The sequence below is a fragment of the Stenotrophomonas terrae genome, from assembly GCF_001431465.1.
GTDB lineage: Bacteria > Pseudomonadota > Gammaproteobacteria > Xanthomonadales > Xanthomonadaceae > Stenotrophomonas > Stenotrophomonas terrae.
Window position 1 is genome coordinate 153,984 of record NZ_LDJJ01000033.1, and the last position, 22,155, is coordinate 176,138.

The window sequence follows — 22,155 nt, forward strand, 5'->3', positions numbered from 1 at the left end:
TGGCCGCTGGGCCATCGCCAGCACTTGCCTGCGGCGACGCGTAGATCGCTGGCAACTGCAGATGAACGTGTCAAGCCCAGCTGCTTCAAGAAGCCCGCAGATCTGCCGATACCGCATCGCAATGCAATTTGGTTTGTCCTTCGACCAGGGCCTCCGCGCGGCCTGCACCACTCCTTACGACATTCCCCAGGGGCGCTGGACCTGCGGGTCGCCCCCATGCCTGCCTACGGAGATGTCTGCAATGAAGTGGTTCCAGAACCTGTCGATCACGAGAAAGCTGGTGCTTGCGTTCTGCAGCACCAGTCTGCTCACCCTGCTGCTGGCGCTGTTCGCGCTGTGGCGCATGAACGTGGCGGACACCCAGATACAGCAGGTCAATGACAACTGGATGCCGGCTGTGCAGCAGCTTGGCGAGATGCGCGCTCAGCTCGGCGAGTACCGCACCTTCGAGCAGGCCCAGCTGACCTACCAGGGCAACCCGACCCAGCTGGCCGACTACGACAAGCGCCTGGCCGATACCCGCAAGCTGATTGAAGCAGCGGAAAAATCCTATGACGATATCGAAGCCGCCTACAGCGCCGACGAACTGGCGATGTACGAAAAAATGAAGGAGCTGCGTGCCGCATATTTCGAGGCCCACGACCGCATCGCTGCCGCTATTGCCGCGGACGACTTCGTTACCGCCAGCAGCATTTCCAGCGATGAATCGCGCAAGCTGCGTCGCAGCCTGTTCGACCAGCTCAAGCAGCTGTCGCAGTACAACCAGACCCAGCTGACCAAACAGACCGCCGAATCACGCAGCGCCCACCAGCGCTCGTTGCTGGCCATCGTGGCCGGCCTGGTGCTGGCCCTGGTGCTGGCGGCCGCCTTGGGTTGGGCCATCATCCGCGCGATCATGGTGCCATTGGCTGATGCAGTCCGCGTGGCCGACGATGTCTCCGCCGGCAAGCTCGACCGCCGCATCGACACCTCGCGTCGCGACGAAGTAGGCATGCTGCTGCAGTCCATGCAGCGTATGCAGGCACAGCTGCAGGCAGTGATCGGCGCGCAGCGCGAGATGGCCCATCAGCACGATGCCGGCATGATCAGCTACCGCATGGACGAGACCGCATTCCCCGGCGACTACGGGGTGATGGTCAAGGAAAGCAACGGGCTGGTGGCCTCGCATATCCAGATGCTGTTGTCCGCGCTGGAGATCATCAAGCGCTATGCCAATGGCGACCTGTCGGTCGACATCGAACGCCTGCCCGGTGAAAAGGCCGTCATCACCGAGACCGTAGATGCGGTCAAGGCCAGCCTGTCGGCGATCAACAACGAGATCAAGCACCTGGCCAGCGCCGCTGCACAGGGCGATTTCTCCGTGCGCGGCGATGCCGATGCCTACCAGCATGATTTCCGCGACATGGTCAGCAGCCTCAACCAGCTGATGGAAACCACCGACGGCAACCTGTCCGAGCTGTCCAAGCTGCTGCAGGCCATCGCCCGCGGCGACCTGACCGCGAAGATGCAGGGTGACTTCCACGGCGTGTTCGCCAATATGCGCGACGATGCCAATGCCACCGTCGGCCAGCTGACCGACATCATCGGTCGCATCCAGCACGCCGCCAGCAGCATCAACCTGGCCGCCAGCGAAATCGCCACCGGCAACAGTGACCTGTCGCGACGTACCGAACAGCAGGCCGCCAACTTGGAAGAAACCGCCGCCTCGATGGAGGAACTGACCTCCACCGTGCGCCAGAACGCCGAGCATGCCCGCCAGGCCAACCAGCTCGCCATCGGCGCGCATGGCGTCGCCAGCCAGGGTGGCAACGTGGTCGGCCAGGTGGTCACCACCATGAGTGCGATCGAAGCCTCGTCGAAGAAGATCGCCGACATCATCAGCGTCATCGACGGCATCGCCTTCCAGACCAATATCCTGGCGCTCAACGCCGCGGTGGAAGCCGCCCGTGCCGGCGAGCAAGGCCGTGGCTTTGCCGTGGTCGCCTCGGAAGTGCGCACCCTGGCCCAGCGCTCCGCGGCCGCCGCCAAAGAGATCAAGGGTCTGATCGATGACTCGGTCGGCAAGGTCGGCGAAGGCTCGGCACTGGTGCAGCAGGCCGGCACCACCATGGGCGAGATCGTCACCTCCGTGCAGCGCGTGACCGACATCATGGCCGAGATCTCGGCCGCCTCGCAGGAACAGAGCGCCGGCATCGATCAGGTCAACCAGACCGTCATGCAGATGGACGAAACCACCCAGCAGAACGCCGCGCTGGTGGAAGAAGCCACCGCCGCCGCACGCTCGATGGAAGACCAGGCCAACCAGCTGGCCGAGGCCGTGGCGGTATTCCGTACCGCCAACGTGCAAGCTGTGGTGGCGCAGCCGCTGCAGCGCAAGCCCGCACCTGCCGCAGTATCGGCGCCGGTGCAGCGTCTGCGCGCGGCCGCCCCGGTACAGCGCGGCAACACCGCCGTGCGTATCGACAACGACAGTGATTGGCAGGAATTCTGATCACTGACGGTGCTTCCCCGGCAGGGGAAGCACCGTGCTTGTTTGTGCGACAGCTGCTTCAGCAGCACCCGCAGAAACCGATGTACTGAACCTTCCCATACACATCGCAGGCCAGTAACAGCCCATGTCTTTGCCCACAGGTTTCCTCACCCGCAGTATTGCAATGCGATTGATGCTGGGAACGGCATTGGTCGCCACCTTCGCATTCGGCCTCACCGCCTGGATCATCTATCTGCGCAGCAGCGACGCGCTGCTGGCTGCATCGCGGGTGAGTCTGGAAAACATCGCCCAGCTGGAAGCACAGCGCATTTCCGCCGAGCTGGGGCGGGGTTTTGAATCCAACGCCAACCTGTCACGCAGCTTCCTGACCCTGCGCCAGCAAGGTGGGTTCAGTCGTCAGAGTGCCGCCGCCGTGCTGCAGGCCCAGGCCTTGAACAACCCGCAATGGGTAGGCGTGGGCACCTTGTGGGAGCCGGACGCATTCGATGGTGACGACGCCAGCCATGTCGATACCGAAGGCCATGACGCCAGCGGTCGCTTCATGAGCTACTGGGCCTGGCAGGATGGCGCGCCGGTACAGGAAGCCCTGCGCGGCTACGATGTACCCGGCGACGGCGACTGGTACCTGCAGCCGCGCGCGTCCAAGAAACCGTCCGTGCTGGAACCTTACAGCTACGACATTGGCGGCAAGAAGATCCTGATGACCACCTTGGCCACGCCGATCCTGCAGGACGATCAGTTCCTGGGTGTGGCGACCGTGGATTTCGCGCTGCAGTCGCTGCAGGAACGCCTGTCAAAGATGCACCCGATGCAGCAGGGCTATGTACGCTTGCTGTCGCCGGCCGGCACCATAATCGCCGACCGTGATCCGGCCAAGGTTGGCAGCAAGGCCGATGATGCCGCTACGCGGGCGATGCTGGCGGCCACCAGCAAGGGCCAGATCACTTTCGAGCAGCACCATGACGCCCAGCTCGACCAGGAGATGGTTGAAACCTATGTGCCGCTGAAGATCGGCAACGCCGAGCAGAGCTTCGCCTTCGGCGTGGTGGTTCCGCGCGCCCTGCTGATGCAGCAGGCACGCGCCCTGCTGTGGACCATCATCATTGTCGGCGTGCTTGCGGCGCTGCTGCTGTGTGGTGCGCTGTATCTGCTGCTGCGCAGGTTCGTGTTCACGCCCTTGAACGAGGCGGTGAAGATTTCCGACAACATCGCCGTCGGCAAGCTGGACAACACCATCAGCGCGCAGCGCGATGATGAACTGGGCACCCTGCTCAGCTCGATGCAGCGCATGCAGAACCGCCTTCAGGCAGTGATCGGCGCGCAGCGCGAGATGGCCCATCAGCACGATGCCGGCAGCATCAGCTACCGCATGGACGAGACCGCCTTCCCCGGCGACTACGGGGTGATGGTCAAGGAAAGCAACGGACTGGTCGCCTCGCACATCCAGATGCTGCTGTCTGCGCTGGAAATCATCAAGCGCTATGCCAATGGCGACCTGTCGGTCGACATCGAGCACCTGCCCGGCGAAAAAGCCGTCATCACCGAGACTGTGGATGCGGTCAAGGCCAGCCTGTCGGCGATCAACAACGAGATCAAGCGCCTGGCCGGTGCAGCAGCCCAGGGTGACTTCTCGGTGCGCGGCGATGCCGATGCCTACCAGCATGATTTCCGCGACATGGTCAGCAGCCTTAACCAGCTGATGGAAACCACCGACGGCAACCTGTCCGAGCTGTCCCAGCTGCTGCAGGCCATCGCTCGCGGCGACCTGACCGCGAAGATGCAGGGTGACTTCCACGGCGTGTTCGCCAATATGCGCGACGATGCCAATGCCACCGTCGGCCAGCTGACCGACATCATCGGTCGCATCCAGCACGCCGCCAGCAGCATCAACCTGGCCGCCAGCGAAATCGCCACCGGCAACAGTGACCTGTCGCGCCGTACCGAACAGCAGGCCGCCAACCTGGAAGAAACCGCCGCCTCGATGGAGGAACTGACCTCCACCGTGCGCCAGAACGCCGAACATGCCCGCCAGGCCAACCAGCTCGCCATCGGCGCGCATGGCGTCGCCAGCCAGGGCGGCAACGTGGTGGGCCAGGTGGTCACCACGATGAGCGCAATCGAAGCCTCGTCGAAGAAGATCGCCGACATCATCAGCGTCATCGACGGCATCGCCTTCCAGACCAATATCCTGGCGCTCAACGCCGCGGTCGAAGCCGCCCGTGCAGGCGAACAAGGCCGTGGCTTTGCCGTGGTCGCCTCGGAAGTGCGCACCCTGGCCCAGCGCTCGGCGGCCGCCGCCAAGGAGATCAAGGGCCTGATCGACGACTCGGTCAGCAAGGTCGGCGAAGGCTCGGCGCTGGTGCAGCAGGCCGGCACCACCATGGGCGAGATCGTCACCTCGGTGCAGCGCGTGACCGACATCATGGCCGAGATCTCGGCCGCCTCGCAGGAACAGAGCGCCGGAATCGACCAGGTCAACCAGACCGTCATGCAGATGGATGAAACCACCCAGCAGAACGCCGCGCTGGTGGAGGAAGCCACCGCCGCCGCACGCTCGATGGAAGACCAGGCCAACCAGCTGACCGAGGCGGTGGCCGTGTTCCGCACCGCAGACAGCAAGCCCAAGGCCGGCGCGACTGCGGCGATTGCCCTGGCTGCAAACACGCAACGGGCGCAAGCGCGCCTGCGCCCGGTTGCCACCAGCGCACAGGCCGCACGCCAGTATGGTGACGGGGATTGGAAGCAGTTCTGATTGCTGAAACCCGCAGCACCCCAGCCAGCCCCCGGCAGCTTCTGCCGGGGGCTTTTTTGTTCAGCGCTGCCCGCGGGTATGCAATCAGACCGGCCACCGGCGATGGGACGGAATCGTAAGAGAGCACATGAAATTTTCTGAAATGCAGCAACGGCGCACTTTCCAAGCGTTGGCACCCGTCGGCGCAGTGCCTAAATAATTTTTAACCGCTAAGCAAGGTGATGTTCGAGTGAAGGAATGTGCTGAATTCTTCAGAATTCCCGCCGTGCAACACCCTACAGCGATGTAGGAAAACGCCGTTATCGGCTTAGACAGCATCCGCAGCCTTACGCGGTGTGGACACTACGCTGAGGTTACGGGCCGCCAAATCGCCTCCCGCAGCGTCTCATTCTGCAGTCGATCCGGAGAGTCAGAGATGGAGTTCTTTCGTAACCTCAGTATCGCCAGAAAACTCGCACTAGCTTTCACCCTCACCACCCTCACCACGCTGGCCATGGGCGGCTTCGCGGTGCTGCGCTTGAACCAGGCCAGCAGCCAGTTGGCGCAGGTCACCTCGCGCTACATGCCTGCGGTGCAGTACCTGGAGCGGATGCGCGCCGACCTGGCAGAGATCCGCATCGCCGAGCTGTCGCAGCTCTCGCACCTGCACGAGCCGGCCTTTGTGGCCGAGTACAACCAGCGCATCCTCGACCAGCGGCAGAAGCTGGCCGAACACCGCAAACAGTACGAAGCCCTGCCCGCCGACGCCACCCAGCAAGGTCTGTATGCCGACATGGGCAAGACCCTGGAGGCCTACTTCAACGCCCATACGCAGATGGAAAACGCCATCAGCGCCGGTGAGTTCGAGCTGGCGCAGAATATTTCCAACGACCAGTCACGCATCAGCCGGCGCGATCTGTTCGAAGCCGTCGAGAAGCTGAGCGGCCACGTTGCCTCGGTGCTGGACAAGGAGGTCGCCGACGCCAATGCAGCACAGGCGCGCAGCAGCACCGCCATCATCATCTGCATGGTCCTGCTCGGCCTGCTCTCGGCTGCGTCGGGCGTGGTGATCGTGCGGGCGATTGTGCGTCCGGTGAATGAGGCGCTGCGGGCAGCCGATGACGTTGCCAATGGCCGCCTGGATGGCAGCATCGACAGCAGCCGCAAGGATGAAGTCGGCGCATTGTTGGCATCGATGCAGCGCATGCAGAACCAGCTCAAGGCGGTGATCGGCGCACAGCGCGAGATGGCCCGCGAACACGACCAGGGCATGATCAGCTTCCGCATCGATGAATCAAAATTCCCGGGCGAATACGGCCGCATGGTGGCCGAGGTCAATACCCTGGTTGCGCAGCATATCGGCGTCAAAATGCGGGTTGTGGAAGTGATGCGCCATTACGCCCGCGGCGACCTGTCGGTGGACATGGACCGCCTGCCGGGCGAGAAGGCCGCCATCACCGAAGCCATGGACAGCACCAAGGCCAGCCTTGCCGCGATCAACAATGAGATCAAGCGCTTGGCGCATGCTGCCGCCGCCGGCGACTTCAGCCTGCGCGGCAACGCCGACCAGTTCGAACACGATTTCCGCGCCATGGTCGGCGGTGTCAATTCCTTGATGGAATCCACCGAGGACAATCTCGGCCATCTGTCGCGGCTGCTGCAGGCCGTGGCGCAGGGCGACTTGACCCAGCGCATGGAGGGTGATTTCCATGGTGTGTTCGCGCGCATGCGCGATGACGGCAATGCCACCATCGACCAGTTGGGCAGTATCGTCTCGCGTATCCAGGCTGCCAGCGGCAGCATCAGCCTGTCGGCCAGCGAAATCGCCACCGGCAACGACGACCTGTCGCGGCGTACCGAGCAGCAGGCCGCCAATCTGGAGGAAACCGCCGCCTCGATGGAGGAGCTCACCTCCACCGTCCGCCAGAACGCCGAGCACGCACGCCAGGCCGACCAGCTGGCACGCGGCGCGGCCGACGTTGCTGCCCAGGGTGGCGCGGTGGTCGGGCAGGTGGTTTCCACCATGACCTCGATCGAGCAGTCGTCACAGCGCATCGCCGACATCATCAGTGTGATCGACGGCATCGCCTTCCAGACCAATATCCTGGCGCTCAACGCCGCCGTGGAAGCGGCTCGCGCAGGTGACCAGGGCCGCGGCTTTGCGGTGGTGGCATCGGAAGTGCGCACCCTGGCCCAGCGTTCGGCAGCCGCCGCCAAGGAGATCAAGGGCCTGATCGACACCTCGGTGGAGAAGGTCACCGAAGGGTCGCAGCTGGTGCGCCGCGCCGGCAGCACCATGGACGAGATCGTCGCCTCGGTGCAGCGTGTGACCACCATCATGGCCGACATCTCCTCGGCCTCGCAGGAGCAGTCCAGCGGTATCGAACAGGTCAACCAGACCGTGATGCAGATGGATGAGACCACCCAGCAGAATGCCGCGCTGGTGGAAGAAGCCACCGCCGCCGCACGTTCGATGGAAGACCAGGCACATCAATTGTCCTCTGCGGTGGCGCAGTTCCGCCTGGCCGATACGGTCAGTGCATCGCTGGCCAAGGTGGCTGCCAGTGCCAGCGCCGCGCCGCCGCGTGGCCGCCCGGCCTTGCGTGCCATCCCCAAGCCCAGCAATCGCGCGCCCATCGCCAGTGCCGATGACTGGCAGGAGTTCTAAGCCGTAACTGACGGCGGCGGGCGGGCAACTCTCCGGCCCGCCCGCCGCCGTCAGCTGTTTTCCGCTTCGGCGCAGATCACGCTGAAAGCCGCGCTGGAGCAAGGCAGGGCGAACACAACATCGCTTCGGCGCTCGAAACAGCGCCGTATCAGCGTGGTCGCCGCAGCGAGCTACAAGCGCACACCCACCCAGACCAGTCGCGGGGCATGTTTCATCCCTGCGCAACGGAGCGGCTTGGCGAACACTGGAACAAGCCCGGCGCGGCAACATGTGCAACGTCAAAATGCTGACATGGCGCAGATTGGCCCTGCTCGTGCCATTGCAGCTTCCGCAACCGGCGCAAGTGAATTCGGCGGTGCTAGCTCAAGGGTCGTAACAGGCCGGCTAAAGATGTTAAAAAGGCGGCCGTTATCACAGTTTGTGGCATGTCCTCCTTGCCACACCGATCATCGGCCAACCAACACCGTGTCCATGCCCGACCACGAATCTGCACCGACGCCTTCGCCCCACGCCGGCAACCTGTATGCCGACGACCGCTACATGGTGCGCAACCCGCATCAGGTACGGCATCTGCTGCAGGCCATGATCGATCAGCGTTCGATGATCAATGTGCATCCGGACGGCCGCGACCAGTCCTTCCCTTCGGCGGTGCTTGAGGTGGACATGCAGGGCCTGCTGCTGGATGCCAGTCCGGTGCCCTCGATCAACCGCAGCGCGGAAACAGCCAGCACCCTGCTCTGCTTCGGCCAGGTCGACAAGGTGATGGTGCGCTTCCAGCTGCATGGCCAGCGCCGGGTTGACCGGGGCGACCATGTTGGCTTCGAGGTGCCGTTGCCGGAGGAGGTGTATCACCTGCAGCGGCGCGAGTTCTATCGGCTGGAAACGCCGGTGGGCGATTCGCCGTACTGCGTGCTGCCCGACCCGGACGGCGGCGAACCCAGCCGCTGGCGGGTGCTGGACATCAGCGCCGGCGGTATTGCGCTGCTGCTGCCGCCAGACCAGGACCTGCTCAAACTGCAGAGCCGCTATTCCGGCTGCGTGCTGGAGATCCCCGAGGGCGGCCCGGTCAAGACCCGGTTGGTGGTCTGCAACCTGCGCCAGCAGAAGCAACCCAATGGCCTGGAGATGACCCGTATCGGCCTGCGTTTTGACGACTTGCCGCGCGGCGCGGACAACATCATCCAGCGCTATATCTTCAGGATTGATCGCCTGCGCAAGGCCCGCAGCAACGGCGAATAAGCCGCGGCCATTGACCAGCCTGCAGCGGGGAGTCTGGTTCCAGGCCTGCAGCGGTTCAGCACCAGCGGCAGCGCTCTGGCTCTGGCTCTGGCCCGGGCCAACACCTGCCCCAGCGCCCCTGCGATCTGCAGCATTCCCGGATTCCCTCCCCGGCGCCTAAAGTCCCGGCCGCCAGCGCCGATACCGATGCATCAGCCGCATCGCATCGGCAGCCCGCCAGGACCAGGATCCGCCATGAATGACTCCCGCACCACCGCCACCGACACCACCGGCGGCGAGTACCTCAGCTTCACCCTCGGCAACGAGCACTACGGCGTGGATATCCTCAAGGTGCAGGAAATCCGCGGTTATGACGCCGTTACCCGGGTGCCGGATGCACCGGACTACATCAAGGGCGTGATCAACCTGCGCGGCACCATCGTGCCGGTCATCGACCTGCGCCTGAAGCTGCGCCTGGACGAGGCCCGCTATGACGCCTTCACCGTGATGATCGTGCTCAATGTCGAAGACCGCGTGGTCGGCATCGTGGTGGACAGCGTTTCGGATGTGATCCCGCTCAACGCCGACCAGATCCGCCCGACCCCGGAGTTCGGCGCTGCCGTCGATACCCGCTTCATTTCCGGCATCGGCACCCAGGACGACCGCATGCTGATCCTGCTGGATATTGAAACCCTGCTCGACACCGCCGACCTCGGCCAGCCAAGCACCGCTGAAGAAGCCGCCTGACGAGCACATCTGCGAAGCCGATCACATTTTCATGCATGCAATTCAAGCGCGGCAAATCGTGGCCGATAGCCCTTGCATGCCCGTCCTCCCCGACCGGCCCCACTTCCTCATCCCGGAGTTTCCGATGTACAAGCACCTGCTTCCGCTGTTTGCTGCCACCGTATTGGCCACCGTCGCCTTTGACGCTGCCGCCGATGCCGAGATGATCCCGCCGGAAAGCGCCGCGCGTTTCGCCGGCAAGGACGGCATGGTCTGTGGCAAGGTCGAAAAGGCACGCTACGCCGAAGGCTCCGAGGGTCAGCCGACCTTCCTGCATATGGGCGGCATGTTCCCGCGCCACACCTTCTCGGCCCGCATCGCTGGCAGCAACCGCAGCAAATTTGGCTTCCCGCTGGAAACGCTGGAAGGCAAGACCGTCTGCGTGATCGGCAAGATCCAGCGCGATGCCTCGCGCGCCGAGATCGAAGTCGCCTCGCCGGCCAACCTGAAGCTGGCCAACATCAAGTAATCCGCCTTTTGTCACGCCGGCGGCGCCGGCGTGCCATCCCGCGCCACTGACCTGGCAGGGACTGTTCCCGGAGATCGCGCAAGATGCAGTGGATCAACTCGCTGAAACTGAAGCCCAAGCTGATGCTTACCTTCGGTGTCGTGCTGTTCGTCATGTTGTTGCAGGGTATCGTCGCCTACCGCGGCCTGCATTCACTGAACAACGTCACCACCGACCTTGCTGAAAAGCGCATGCCCAGCCTCCGCACCAACGGTGAGTTGAGCGGCATGGTCAGCGAGTACCGCAACGCGTCCTACCAGAGCCTGGTACGCGCCAGCGACGACGTCAAAGCCGATGCCAAGGCACGTGCCACCGAACTGCGCATGCAGATCGATACCACCATCGCCGCCTATCCGAAGCTGATCGACAGTCCCGAACAGAAGAAGCTGTTCGATACCTTTGTCGCCGACTGGGGCAAGACCGCCGCGTCCTATGATGCGGTGAGCGAGATGCTGGCGCTGGACCTGCCGGATGACGCCATCGACACCTTCGTCGGCGAAACCCGCAACCTGCACCGCAACGCCTATGCTGCCCTGCAGGCACTGGCTGCCAACGACAACCTGCGTGCGCAGGCCGCGGCCAAACAGGCCGCTGAAACCTACCGCAACTCGGCACTGGTCGGCATCATCGCCGTACTGATTGGTGGTGCCGCAGGCCTGGCACTGGTCTGGTTGTTTGCCCGCTCGCTGGTCGCAGCCATGCGTGGTGCGGTGGATGTCGCCAACGAAGTGGCAAGCGGCAAGCTGGATGGCTCCATCGACGTCTCCCGCGCCGACGAAGTGGGCGACCTGCTGCGTGCCATGCAGCGCATGCAGCGCGATCTGCGTGAGCGCATCGAACACGAAACGGTGATCGCCAACGAGAACCTGCGCATCCGCACCGCGCTGGATTACTCCTCCACCGGCGTGTTCCTGACCAACAACGATCTGGAAATCGTCTACGCCAACCGCGCCCTGCTCGACAAGCTCAGCGAGCACCAGGAGCAGTTCAGCAACACGCTGACCGACTTCGACGCCAGCAAGCCGCTCATCGGCCAGCCGGTGACCGTGCTCGAGCACCGTGGCGAAATCGACGGCAAGGTGATGGAAGCACTGGACAAGCACGGCGTGTTCAAGCGTGAGATGCGCTTTGGCGAGGCCGAGTTCGCACAGACCATTTCGGTGATCCGCGACGACAACAACCAGCCGGTTGGCCACGTCGTTGAATGGCGTGACCGCAGCACCGAGGCACAGGTCGAGAAGGAAGTGGCGCGCATCATCGAGGCTGCCGCCGCAGGCGACCTCAGTGGCCGCATCGGCACCGCCGACAAGGACGGCTTCTTCCTGCAGCTCGCCAGCCAGATCAACGGCCTGCTGGATGCCAATGCCAGCAGCCTGGAACAGATCTCCGCACTGCTGTCGGCACTGTCGCGTGGTGACCTGACCGTGCGCATGCACGGCGACTACCAGGGCGTGTTCGCCACCATGCGCGACGACGCCAACGCCACTGCCGAGCAGCTGACCGGCATCGTTGGTCGCATCAAGCACTCGTCGGTGTCGATCAATTCGGCCGCCAGCGAGATTGCCGCCGGCAACAACGACCTGTCGCGTCGTACCGAGCAGCAGGCCGCCAACCTGGAAGAAACCGCCGCCTCGATGGAGGAACTCACCTCCACCGTGCGCCAGAATGCCGAATCTGCCCGCCAGGCCAACCAGCTCGCCATCGGCGCCGCCTCGGTGGCCTCGCAGGGCGGTGACGTGGTCAGCCAGGTGGTCACCACCATGACCCAGATCGAGCAGTCCTCGCGCAAGATCGCCGAGATCATCTCGGTCATCGACGGCATCGCCTTCCAGACCAATATCCTGGCCTTGAATGCGGCAGTGGAAGCAGCACGTGCGGGTGAGCAGGGCCGCGGCTTCGCCGTGGTTGCCTCGGAAGTCCGTACGCTGGCACAACGTTCGGCGGGCGCCGCGAAGGAGATCAAGGGCCTGATCGACGACTCGGTCGGCAAGGTTGCCGACGGCTCGGCGCTGGTCCGCAAGGCCGGCACCACGATGGGCGAGATCGTCGCATCGGTGCAGCGCGTCACCGACATCATGGCCGAGATCTCCGCTGCCTCGCAGGAACAGAGTGCCGGCATCGAGCAGGTCAACCAGACCATCGTGCAGATGGACGAAACCACCCAGCAGAACGCCGCGCTGGTGGAAGAAGCCACCGCCTCGGCGCGCTCCATGGAAGAACAGGCCGCGCAGCTGGCCAGCGTGGTCTCGGTGTTCCTGCTGGAGCAGGATGAGGAAGCCGATGCGTTGGTCGCCACCGCCACCGCCAAGCGCGAGCCGCTGCAACGCAGCGCTTCGACGCGCGCACCGGCACCCGCGCCGCGGCGTCGGACCAGCGCCTCTACCGCCGTAGCTGAATTAGCAGACTCCGACTGGCAGGAGTTCTGATCTACCAAAAACCCCAGCTAAGGCTGGGGTTTTTACCTACTTCATTCGCCAACACTGCGGCCGATACCAGAGTATCCCCCGCCAATTGCGCCCTGCGCCCTATTCCCATGAATATCCAGCAGCTCTGGTCCAACTACCTCTCGAACATATCGGTGCGGCGCAAGCTGAACCTGCTGACGGTGCTGATCGCGCTTGGCGTCATTGCCTTGGCCGTGCTCAGCGCCCGCATGCAGTACCTGGATCTGATCGAGACACGCAAGCTGTCGCTGAGCAACCGCGTGGAGCTTGGCAAGACCGTGCTGGCCAACTTCCACGACCGGGCAAAGGCCGGCGAACTGAGCGATGCCGATGCGCGCCAGCAGGCTTTGGCGGTGCTGGCCACCATGTACTCGGACAGCGGTGGCTCTTCATTTGAGGTGTATGGCGACGACAACACCATGCTGTTGCATCCCTTCAACAAGGAGATGATCGGCAAGCAGCTGTCGCAGTTCACGGACAGCAATGGCCTGCGCATGTATGAGGAGCAGGTCAAGGCCGCACGCAATGGCGGTGGCTTCGTGCAGTACCTGGTGAATCCGGCGGGCACGAAGGGCAGCGTTGAGCAGATCTCCTATGCCACCGCGTTTGCACCTTGGAACATGGTGCTGTCCAGCGGCGTCTACATGAACTCCAGCCTCACCCATGCATTGCAGTTCACCGGCATCATGACCCTGGCCGGCGGCTTGCTGATCCTGCTCGTCATTGCCTTGAACTGGTTCATCGGCAGCCGCATCGTGGTGCCGCTGCGCAGCGCCACCGGCATTGCCAAGGCCATTGCCAGCGGCCGCCTCGACAACGTCATCCCGCCGCCGAGCAAGGACGAGACCGGCCAGCTGCTGACCAGCATGCGCGACATGCAGACCCAGCTGCATGCAGTGATTGAAGCGCAGAACGAAATGGCCCGGCAGCACGATGCCGGTTTCATCAGCTATCGCATCGACCCCACTCCCTTCCCCGGCGAGTACGGGGTAATGGTCAGTGAGACCAATACCCTGGTGGCCACCCATATCGCGGTGAAGATGGATGTCATCGCCCTCGCCCAGCGTTATGCGGTGGGCGATTTGAGCCAGGACATGGCCGATCTGCCCGGTGAGAAGCGGGTCATCACCGAGACCATGGCGGCGATCAAGCGCAACCTGGGCGCGATCAACGCACAGATCAAGCAGCTGGCCACCGCCGCTGCCGCCGGCGATTTCAGCCAGCGCGGTGACGAAGCCCGCTTCGAGTACGACTTCCAGGCCATGGTGCGCAGCCTCAACGCGATGATGCGCAACAGCGACCAGAACCTGGGGCAGATTTCCGGCCTGCTGCGCGCCCTGGCCGACGGCGACCTTACCGTCAGCATGCAGGGGCAGTTCCAGGGCGTGTTCGCGCAGATGCGCGACGACGCCAGTCGCACCATCCACCAGCTTGGCGCCATCGTCGCGCGCATCCAGCAGTCGGCACACAACATCAATGTATCGGCCGGCGAAATCACCAACGGCAACACCGATCTGTCCCAGCGTACCGAGATGCAGGCTGCCAATCTCGAGGAAACGGCAGCCTCGATGGAGGAACTCACCTCCACCGTCCGCCAGAACGCCGAGTCGGCGCGCCAGGCCAACCAGCTGGCGATCGGCGCTGCCACCGTCGCCACCCGTGGCGGTCAGGTGGTGGATGACGTGATCACCACCATGGGCCACATCGAGCAGGCCTCGCGGCGCATTGCCGACATCATCAGCGTGATTGACGGTATCTCGTTCCAGACCAACATCCTCGCCCTCAACGCTGCCGTCGAGGCTGCACGTGCCGGCGAGCAAGGCCGCGGTTTTGCGGTTGTCGCCGCCGAGGTGCGGACCCTGGCGCAGCGTTCGGCCGGTGCAGCCAAGGAGATCAAGGGCCTGATCGACGACTCGGTCGGCAAGGTCACCGAGGGCTCGCAGCTGGTGCAGCAGGCCGGCACCACCATGGATGAGATCGTCTCGTCGGTGCAGCAGGTCACCAGCATCATCGGTGAGATCTCCGCGGCCTCGCAGGAACAGACCGCCGGCATCGAGCAGGTCAATCAGACGGTCATCCAGATGGACGAGACCACCCAGCAGAATGCCGCGCTGGTGGAAGAAGCCATGGCCGCCGCGCGTGCCATGGAAGACCAGGCGCAGCTGCTGGACCAGGCCGTGGCGGTGTTCCGTCTGCAGCAGACCACAGGCCGTGCCTCGCACGCCGATTCCGCATCGCTGGCCTTGGCCAGCTGAAGAGACACCCCGATCATGTCCATCCCCGGCAGCGCCGAGCGCGACTTCGAATTCAGCGACCGCGATTTCCGTCGCGTCTGCGAATTGATCCATACCCGTGCCGGCATTGCGCTGGCACCGGCCAAGCGCGACATGGTGTACGGCCGCCTCTCGCGGCGCCTGCGGGTGCTGGGACTGCGTTCGTTCAAGGACTACCTGGACCAGCTGGAAAGCCAGGACGGCGAGGAATGGCAGGCGTTCACCAATGCACTGACCACCAACCTCACCTCGTTCTTCCGCGAGCCGCACCACTTCGACAAACTGCGCGAAGAACTGCAGATGCGCGCACCGCGTGCGCCGCTCAAGCTATGGTCCTGCGCCGCCTCCACCGGTGAAGAACCCTACTCCATGGCGATCACCGCCTGCGAGGCGTTCTCCAGCATGACCCCGCCGGTGCGCATCATCGCCACCGATGTCGACACCCAGGTGCTGGCCACCGCCAGCCAGGGTGTCTACGCAATCGACCGCATCGCCGGCCTCGACCCAGCCCTGAAGCGGCGCTACTTCCAGCGCGGCAGCGGCCCCAATGAGGGCAAGTGCCGTGTTGTGCCCGCCCTGCGTTCGCTGATCGAGTTCCGCCCGCTGAATCTGTTGTCCAACCGTTACGACGTTGGCGGCCCCTTCGATGCGCTGTTCTGCCGCAACGTGATGATTTACTTCGACAAGCCCACCCAGCGCGGCATCCTCTCGCGACTGGTGCAGCACATGGAGGAAGACAGCCTGCTCTACACCGGGCATTCGGAAAATTACCTGCACGCTGCTGACCTGATCCAGCCGTGCGGCCGCACCTTGTACCGTCGCAGCCGCAGGAATGGCGCATGAAAAGCCCGCAACAGCATCCCGACGAGGTGATGCGCTACCGCGACACGCGTTTCCAGACAATCGCCGCCAAACTTCTGCCTACCCAGTACCTGGTGGTGGACGACGACACCGCGCTGACCACCATCCTCGGGTCCTGCGTGGCAGCCTGCATCCGCGACCCCATCCTGGGCATCGGCGGCATGAATCACTTCCTGCTGCCCGAGGGCAATATCGGCGACGGCGCGCCAGCGCGCTACGGCAGCTATGCGATGGAACTGCTGATCAACGACCTGCTCAAGCGCGGCGCCCATCGCAAGCGCCTGGAAGCCAAGGTGTTTGGCGGTGCCAACGTGCTCAAGGGCTTCACCAGCAACCCCGTCGGCACCCGCAACGCCGAGTTCGTACGCCAGTACCTGCATGCCGAGCATATTCCTATCGTTGCCGAAGACCTGTGCGGCATCCATCCACGCAAGATATGGTTCTTCCCGATCACCGGCCGGGTGGTGGTACAGCGCATGCCGCATGCCCACGACGCCGAAGTCGCCGCAACCGAATCGGCCATCCGCGCGCGTCTGTCGCGTACACCGGTCAGCGGTGGCGTGGAGCTGTTTGAATGATGCTGCAAGCGCCCTGCCGGGTATTGATCGTCGACGACTCGGCGGTGGTGCGCCAGGTCTTGACCGAAATCCTGTCCGCCGACCCCGCCATCGAGGTGGTTGGCACCGCCGCCGACCCGCTGTTGGCGCGTGAAAAGATCAAACGGCTCAACCCCGACGTACTGACGTTGGACGTGGAAATGCCACGCATGGACGGGCTGGCCTTCCTGGAAAACCTGATGCGCCTGCATCCGCTGCCGGTGGTGATGGTGTCCTCGCTGACCGAGCGCGGTGCCGATACCACGTTGCAGGCGCTGGCCCTGGGTGCGGTCGATTTTGTTTCCAAGCCCAAGCTTGACGTGGCGCGCGGCCTGGATGCCTATGCCGAAGAGATCCGCAGCAAGGTCAAGATGGCCGCACGCTCACGCGTGCGCGCGATCAGCCCGGCGCTGCGGCGGCCGCCGCAACAAGCAGCCAGCCCGGCCCATATCGGTTTCCGCACCACCGACCGCCTGATCGCCATCGGCGCTTCGGCCGGTGGTACCGAAGCCCTGCGGGTGGTGCTGGAAGCCATGCCTGCCGATGCGCCAGCCATCGTCATGACCCAGCACCTGCCGGCCAGCTTCAGCACCGCATTTGCCGAACGCCTGGACCGGCACTCGGCAATGTCGGTACGCGAGGCCAGCGATGGCGAAGCCATCCTGCCCGGCCATGCCTATCTGCCGGCGGGCGGCCGTCACCTGCGGGTGATACGCGACGGCGCGCGTTGGCGTTGCCGGGTGGACGATGGGGTGCCGGTCAACCTGCACAAGCCTGCCGTCGATGTATTGTTCCGCTCGGTTGCCGCCAGTGCCGGGGCAAACGCCATCGGCGCCATCCTCACAGGCATGGGTGAAGACGGCGCGCGCGGCCTGCTGGAAATGAAACAGGCTGGTGCAGCGACCCTGGCCCAGGACGAAGCGAGTTCTGTCGTATGGGGCATGCCCGGCAGTGCGGTGCGCCTGGGTGCGGCCGACGAAGTCCTTGCCCTGGACAGAATTGCCGAGCGTCTGCTCAGCCTGGCACGTAGCTGACTATCCGCAGCTGCAGTATTGGTGTTCAGGCCGGCAGCTCGGTCTCGCGCATCGCGTCCAGCAAAGCAATGATCACCGGCAACTCACTGGCGATGAACTGCGCGTTGGCGGCAACTTCGGCAAGCTCCACCTCCGGCTGACCGCACAGGAACTCGACGCGGTCGCAGATATCCATCAGATGCGCTACCTGCAGCAGGCGCACGCCGCCATTGATGCGATGGACCAGATTCGACATCGGCCTGGCCTCGAAACTGGGCAGCAGTGCCTGCAATTCGGTGAGGTCACGCACAAAGCTGCGATGCGCTTCGAACACGAGATTGCGCGTCATTGCCTCGTCGCCGCCGGTCAACTCCTGCAGCGCGGCCGCAACGTCCTTCATCTGTTGGCGGCAAGGCGCTTCAACGCCCACACCGGCCTTCTCTCCCAGCAACACCAGCATATTGGAAAGCGCACTCAGGCTGACCGGCTTGAACAGACAATCGTTCATGCCTGAAGCGATGCACTTGGCCCGCTCCTCAGGCTGCGCATTGGCAGTGAAGCCGATGATCACGCACGGTGGCAGGTCGTGGGCCTTCTCGTGGCGGCGTATGGCACGTGCCATCTCGTGGCCATTCATCACCGGCATATTGCAGTCGGTGACCACCACGTCGACCCGCTCGTCAAGCCAGCACTCCAGCCCTTCCCGGCCGTCGCTCGCACTGCGCACGCTCTGCCCCAGGAAGGCCAGCTGCTGGGTCAGCAAGCTGCGGTTGGCCGAATGGTCATCCACCACCAGCACCTTCAAACTCGGGTGCTTGGCCTCAACGCTCTGCAGGACCTCGACGCTGCCAGGAATCACCGGCAGCACTTCCAGCGGCAGATTCAGCTGCACGCAGGTGCCCTCTCCCAGCGCGCTGCGGATGGAGATATCACCGCCCATCAGCTCGCACAGGAATTTGCAGATGGGCAAGCCCAGACCGGTGCCGCCACGCGCACTATGGCCATGGTCAGCCTGCGCGAACGGATCAAACAGCCGCGCCACATCACTGTCGGCGATACCAATGCCGGTATCGACCACCTCGAGCTGAAGGCGCATTTTACCCTCGGACACCTGCTCGCCGCGCAGCCTGATGGTGACATGGCCCCTGTCGGTGAACTTGATGGCATTGCCGACCAGGTTGGACAGCACCTGCTTGAAGCGCATCGGGTCGATCAGCACGTCACAATCGGCGCTTGGATCCAGCTCCAGGCGCAGATGCAGGGTCTTCTGCCGGGCCAGGCCGTTGAACACGCGCGCCACCGACTCGGTCATTTCCCGCAGGTTTGCCCGCTTTGGACTCAGGCTGACGTGGCCGGATTCGATGCGCACCACGTCCAGGATGTCGCCAATCAATTCCAGCAGGCCATGCGCCGAGTCATAGGCCACAGTGATTGCGGATTTGTCGAGACGGCCTTGCTCTGCATGCTTCTGCGCCAGTTCCAGCATGCCGATGATGGCACTCATCGGCGTACGGATTTCATGGCTCATCGTCGCCAGGAAGGTGGTCTTGGCCCGGCTCGACTGATCGGCCGCATCGAGCGCGCGGCGCAGCTCCTCCATCAGATGCAGGCGGTCACTGACATCGATCCAACCGCAGACCACGCCCTTGGCCTGCCCTTGCGAATCAAAGTAGGGGTAGATCCAGTGGTAGATGCTCAGCACACGCCCAGGCAGATGCAGGGTGCGATCGACCTCCAACGGCTTGCCGTTGGCCATCACCCATAGATAGTCATCGTGGAAACTCTGTGCCTCGCGCGGGTCCATCTTCGCGCCCTCCATCGAGGTCTTCCCCACCACCTTTCGTTCGGTGACGGACAGCATGTCCAGATAGTTGGTATTGCAGGTGACCAGGCGCCCCTGCTCGTCGCGCACGTAAATAGGGTGCGGGGTACCGTTGATCAGGGCGCGCATGAAGTTGACCTGCTCGCCCAGCGCATCTTCCGCCACCTGGCGGCGGCGGTATTGCGAGCGGATATGCACATTCCATATCAGCGATACCAGGATCAGCAGCAAGGCGCCGGCGGTGATCTTGTAGATGAGCCCACGGAAATCCGTCCATGCCGCTGGCGATGCATCCGGGCGCGGGCGCCAACGGTTCTGGAAGATATCCACCTCATCGGGCGGAATCTGCGCCATCGCCTTCTCGATGATGCTGGCGAGCTCAGGACGGTCCTTGCGTGAGGCGATGGCCAACCATGCCGGCGTGTCCTCAACCACGTCGGATACGCGCAGTTGTTCGTCGTGCAACACCGAGGTGTAGTACAGCGCCATCGGCAGGAAGGCGATGGTCGCGTCTGCCTTGTCATCCGTCACCAGCTCCATGGCCGCAGCCAGGCTGTCGGTCTCGATGAACTGATAGTCCGTTGCCGGCACCAGCATCTCGCGCAGCGCGTGGTTCGCAGGCAAGGCGATGCGTTTGCCGCGCAGCTCCGCCAACGTCGCCGGTCCGCGTGGCTCCTCGCGGGTAATGATGCCGAACGAGGTCTGCACGAAAGGCCGCGAAAAGTTGAACCGGCGTGCGCGTGAGCTGGTAGGGACCAGCATGGTTACATCCGCTGCGCCTTCGTCCAGCGCCCGCATCTGCTGATCCAAACGCGATACCCGTACTGGTTCGAACTCCAGACCGGTGCGCTGGGTTATCGCACGCATGATGTCCGCACTCAGGCCGCTGAAACGACCATCGGTGTCGAAATACGACAGCGGCGCGGTGTCGTTGCTCGCAACGAAGCGTACCACCGGATTGTCGGCAATCCAGCGCTGCTCGGCGCTGGTGAGTTCTATACGCGCCAGCGGCACGATACCGCCACCACCCGACCAGCGCTTCAGCAGCTCGGAGCCGTGGGTTTTAAGCAGTTTTTCCAGGGCAAGATTGACCACACGCTCCAAGATGAGCGCGTCTTCACGCACGGCAAATGCAAAGCCGCCGGTATCCACGTGCGGCATCGCGGCATTTCGTACGTAGTTGAAGTAGCTGAGATTGACCAGGTAGTTGCTGGAAACCGTATCGCCCAGGTAGATGTCGGCGCTGCCAAATGCCAGCGCCGCCAAGGCCTGCTCGCGCGAGCGGTAGTTGGCGATGATCGCATCCGGATACAACTCACGGATCTGCACCTGCGGCAGGTAATCCTCGGCAACCGCAATCCGCATGCCTGCCAGCAGCGGCGGCATGACCCGCCGCTCGGCCTTGCGCACGTACAGCACCGGGGTGTCTTCGACATAACGCTGTGTCAAACGTACCGCGTGGCCCGCCAACTCATAGTTGTTGGCACTGCCCACCATATCAACATGCCCATGCTCGAGTGCGCGCAGGGCAGCATTCCGGTCCGGGTAGCGGACAACCTTCAGCGGCACGCCCAACATCTGCCCAACCGCGCCAAACACATCGGCGGTAATGCCCTCGTAGCTGTCATTGCCGGAAAACACTTCCAGCGGCGAGAAGCTGGGCGTGGCCACACCCATTACCAGCACACCCTTGTTCCGCAGCCATTCGCGATCGCCCTCGCCCAACTCCAATGAAGCATTGGGGATGCCGGTACGCGCATGCAACGTCAGCTCACTGACCTCGGCTGACGCCGCCAGCGCGGCATCAGCCATCGGCAATAGACAGGCAACGACAAACCATGCCGCACGCGTAACGCTGTGCCTGAACGTGATAGACGGCATGACTGGAATACCCGGTGATTCAATCAACTACTGGCAAGACTGTGCTGGAGCTTGAACAGCTCAGCATCGGTACGAACGCCAAGTTTGCGGAAAGCAGCCTGTTTCTGGCCGCTGATGGTTTTCATGCTGCGCATGAACTTGCGCGAGATCTGCGACACCGACATGCCATCCAGGCAGCAGCGCAGTACTTCGCGTTCTTTCGGCGACAGGGTTGGGTCGTTCAACAGGCGCTGCCCCCCCCTTCACATCCGGTGATGCACGCCCGGCGGGCAACGGCTGACGCCCAAGCCGGTATGCCAAGCCCGGCGACACATAGGTTTCGCCGTAGGCAACCTTGCGGATGGCTTCAACCAGCAACTCGGCGCTCTCCGACTTGCCGAAGAAACCGTTGGCACCCACGCTGAGTGACAGATTCACCACCGACGGCGACTCCGCCGATGACGCCACCAGAATGCATAGCGACGGGAACCTGCGTCGTATCAGCCCGATAAGATGCAGGCCGTCCAGTTCGCTGGCACCCAGCGAATAGTCCAGCACCAGAAGATCGGCAGGCGTGGCGGTCAGCGAGGCAAGCAGATCCCGGCTGTTGGAATAGACCCCGACAACCTTCAGATCTGCCTCGCGCGACAGCCGCAGCTCAAGTGCCATCTGTATTAACGAATGGTCATCCAACACCGCAATGCGGAGTGGCGCCATGATTGACCATTTCACTGCAACAACTCCTCTACACTGCAGAAACCCCGCATACGAACCAGATACTGAACTGCATGCAGCCCAGCGTTTCGACGCCAGCAAGGCAGCCACGCATACGTGGCAGCCCAGTCTGTGCAACACAGCTGCGGCCCTGGATCAGATGACCAGGG

The 22,155-nt window shown here is 63.6% G+C and carries 13 protein-coding genes and 1 pseudogene; 11 read left to right on the plus strand and 3 right to left on the minus strand.

Annotated features, from left to right (window positions below; all coding sequences use genetic code 11):
* Positions 1-241 precede the first annotated feature (241 nt).
* The 11 genes from ABB27_RS10660 to ABB27_RS10710 all read left to right on the plus strand — a co-directional run bounded on the left by ABB27_RS10660 (position 242) and on the right by ABB27_RS10710 (position 17,610).
* On the plus strand, positions 242-2,491 hold the full coding sequence (locus tag ABB27_RS10660; protein ID WP_057628684.1) for a methyl-accepting chemotaxis protein: 2,250 nt from the start codon (positions 242-244) through the stop codon (positions 2,489-2,491).
* Positions 2,492-2,615: 124 nt separating this feature from the next.
* Entirely contained in the window at positions 2,616-5,243 is a 2,628-nt protein-coding gene (locus ABB27_RS10665; RefSeq protein ID WP_057628685.1) for a methyl-accepting chemotaxis protein, read from the plus strand.
* A 415-nt stretch (positions 5,244-5,658) separates the two neighbouring features.
* Complete coding sequence (locus ABB27_RS10670; protein ID WP_057628686.1) at positions 5,659-7,890, plus strand: methyl-accepting chemotaxis protein; 2,232 nt, start codon at positions 5,659-5,661, stop codon at positions 7,888-7,890.
* 471 nt (positions 7,891-8,361) lie between these two features.
* Complete coding sequence (locus ABB27_RS10675; protein WP_057628687.1) at positions 8,362-9,129, plus strand: flagellar brake protein; 768 nt, start codon at positions 8,362-8,364, stop codon at positions 9,127-9,129.
* Between the two features lie 234 nt (positions 9,130-9,363).
* Positions 9,364-9,855: a chemotaxis protein CheW gene (locus ABB27_RS10680; RefSeq protein WP_057628688.1), complete on the plus strand. Its 492-nt coding sequence runs from the start codon at positions 9,364-9,366 to the stop codon at positions 9,853-9,855.
* 124 nt (positions 9,856-9,979) lie between these two features.
* Complete coding sequence (locus tag ABB27_RS10685; RefSeq protein ID WP_057628689.1) at positions 9,980-10,363, plus strand: hypothetical protein; 384 nt, start codon at positions 9,980-9,982, stop codon at positions 10,361-10,363.
* Positions 10,364-10,446: 83 nt separating this feature from the next.
* A complete protein-coding gene (locus ABB27_RS10690) occupies positions 10,447-12,828 on the plus strand; it encodes a methyl-accepting chemotaxis protein (protein ID WP_057628690.1) in 2,382 nt (793 codons plus the stop codon).
* Between the two features lie 107 nt (positions 12,829-12,935).
* Positions 12,936-15,101, plus strand: a complete 2,166-nt coding sequence (locus tag ABB27_RS10695; protein WP_057628691.1) for a methyl-accepting chemotaxis protein — start codon at positions 12,936-12,938, stop codon at positions 15,099-15,101.
* 15 nt (positions 15,102-15,116) lie between these two features.
* Positions 15,117-15,962 (plus strand): CheR family methyltransferase, encoded by an 846-nt coding sequence (locus ABB27_RS10700; RefSeq protein WP_057628692.1) that lies wholly within the window; start codon positions 15,117-15,119, stop codon positions 15,960-15,962.
* A complete protein-coding gene (gene cheD, locus ABB27_RS10705; protein ID WP_057628693.1) occupies positions 15,959-16,558 on the plus strand; it encodes a chemoreceptor glutamine deamidase CheD in 600 nt (199 codons plus the stop codon). Before ABB27_RS10700 ends, cheD begins: the two co-directional genes overlap by 4 nt.
* Positions 16,555-17,610, plus strand: coding sequence for a protein-glutamate methylesterase/protein-glutamine glutaminase (locus ABB27_RS10710; RefSeq protein WP_057628694.1), 1,056 nt, complete (start codon positions 16,555-16,557; stop codon positions 17,608-17,610). The genes cheD and ABB27_RS10710 overlap by 4 nt, the downstream gene beginning before the upstream one ends.
* A 25-nt stretch (positions 17,611-17,635) precedes the next feature.
* On the opposite strand, the gene ABB27_RS10715 is transcribed toward ABB27_RS10710, so the two are convergent.
* The 3 genes and pseudogenes from ABB27_RS10715 to ABB27_RS20515 all read right to left on the minus strand — a co-directional run.
* Positions 17,636-21,292 carry an ATP-binding protein gene (locus tag ABB27_RS10715; RefSeq protein ID WP_083491254.1) on the minus strand — a complete coding sequence of 1,219 codons (3,657 nt, stop codon included), beginning with the start codon at positions 21,290-21,292 and terminating at the stop codon, positions 17,636-17,638.
* A 23-nt stretch (positions 21,293-21,315) separates the two neighbouring features.
* A complete protein-coding gene (locus tag ABB27_RS20510; RefSeq protein WP_425477529.1) occupies positions 21,316-21,456 on the minus strand; it encodes a hypothetical protein in 141 nt (46 codons plus the stop codon).
* A gap of 184 nt (positions 21,457-21,640) precedes the next feature.
* A pseudogene (locus ABB27_RS20515) lies at positions 21,641-21,988 on the minus strand (response regulator); the annotation flags it as partial.
* Positions 21,989-22,155: the final 167 nt, after the last annotated feature.

What these genes read in the sequence shown, in the direction of transcription:
- ABB27_RS20510 (WP_425477529.1), bottom strand. Translation starts at nt 21,456, where the DNA reads ATGTCGGTGTCGCAGATCTCGCGCAAGTTCATGCGCAGCATGAAAACC.
- cheD (WP_057628693.1), top strand. Translation starts at nt 15,959, where the DNA reads ATGAAAAGCCCGCAACAGCATCCCGACGAGGTGATGCGCTACCGCGAC.
- ABB27_RS10695 (WP_057628691.1), top strand. Translation starts at nt 12,936, where the DNA reads ATGAATATCCAGCAGCTCTGGTCCAACTACCTCTCGAACATATCGGTG.
- ABB27_RS10670 (WP_057628686.1), top strand. Translation starts at nt 5,659, where the DNA reads ATGGAGTTCTTTCGTAACCTCAGTATCGCCAGAAAACTCGCACTAGCT.
- ABB27_RS10690 (WP_057628690.1), top strand. Translation starts at nt 10,447, where the DNA reads ATGCAGTGGATCAACTCGCTGAAACTGAAGCCCAAGCTGATGCTTACC.
- ABB27_RS10680 (WP_057628688.1), top strand. Translation starts at nt 9,364, where the DNA reads ATGAATGACTCCCGCACCACCGCCACCGACACCACCGGCGGCGAGTAC.
- ABB27_RS10675 (WP_057628687.1), top strand. Translation starts at nt 8,362, where the DNA reads ATGCCCGACCACGAATCTGCACCGACGCCTTCGCCCCACGCCGGCAAC.
- ABB27_RS10685 (WP_057628689.1), top strand. Translation starts at nt 9,980, where the DNA reads ATGTACAAGCACCTGCTTCCGCTGTTTGCTGCCACCGTATTGGCCACC.
- ABB27_RS10660 (WP_057628684.1), top strand. Translation starts at nt 242, where the DNA reads ATGAAGTGGTTCCAGAACCTGTCGATCACGAGAAAGCTGGTGCTTGCG.
- ABB27_RS10710 (WP_057628694.1), top strand. Translation starts at nt 16,555, where the DNA reads ATGATGCTGCAAGCGCCCTGCCGGGTATTGATCGTCGACGACTCGGCG.
- ABB27_RS10715 (WP_083491254.1), bottom strand. Translation starts at nt 21,292, where the DNA reads ATGCCGTCTATCACGTTCAGGCACAGCGTTACGCGTGCGGCATGGTTT.
- ABB27_RS10665 (WP_057628685.1), top strand. Translation starts at nt 2,616, where the DNA reads ATGTCTTTGCCCACAGGTTTCCTCACCCGCAGTATTGCAATGCGATTG.
- ABB27_RS10700 (WP_057628692.1), top strand. Translation starts at nt 15,117, where the DNA reads ATGTCCATCCCCGGCAGCGCCGAGCGCGACTTCGAATTCAGCGACCGC.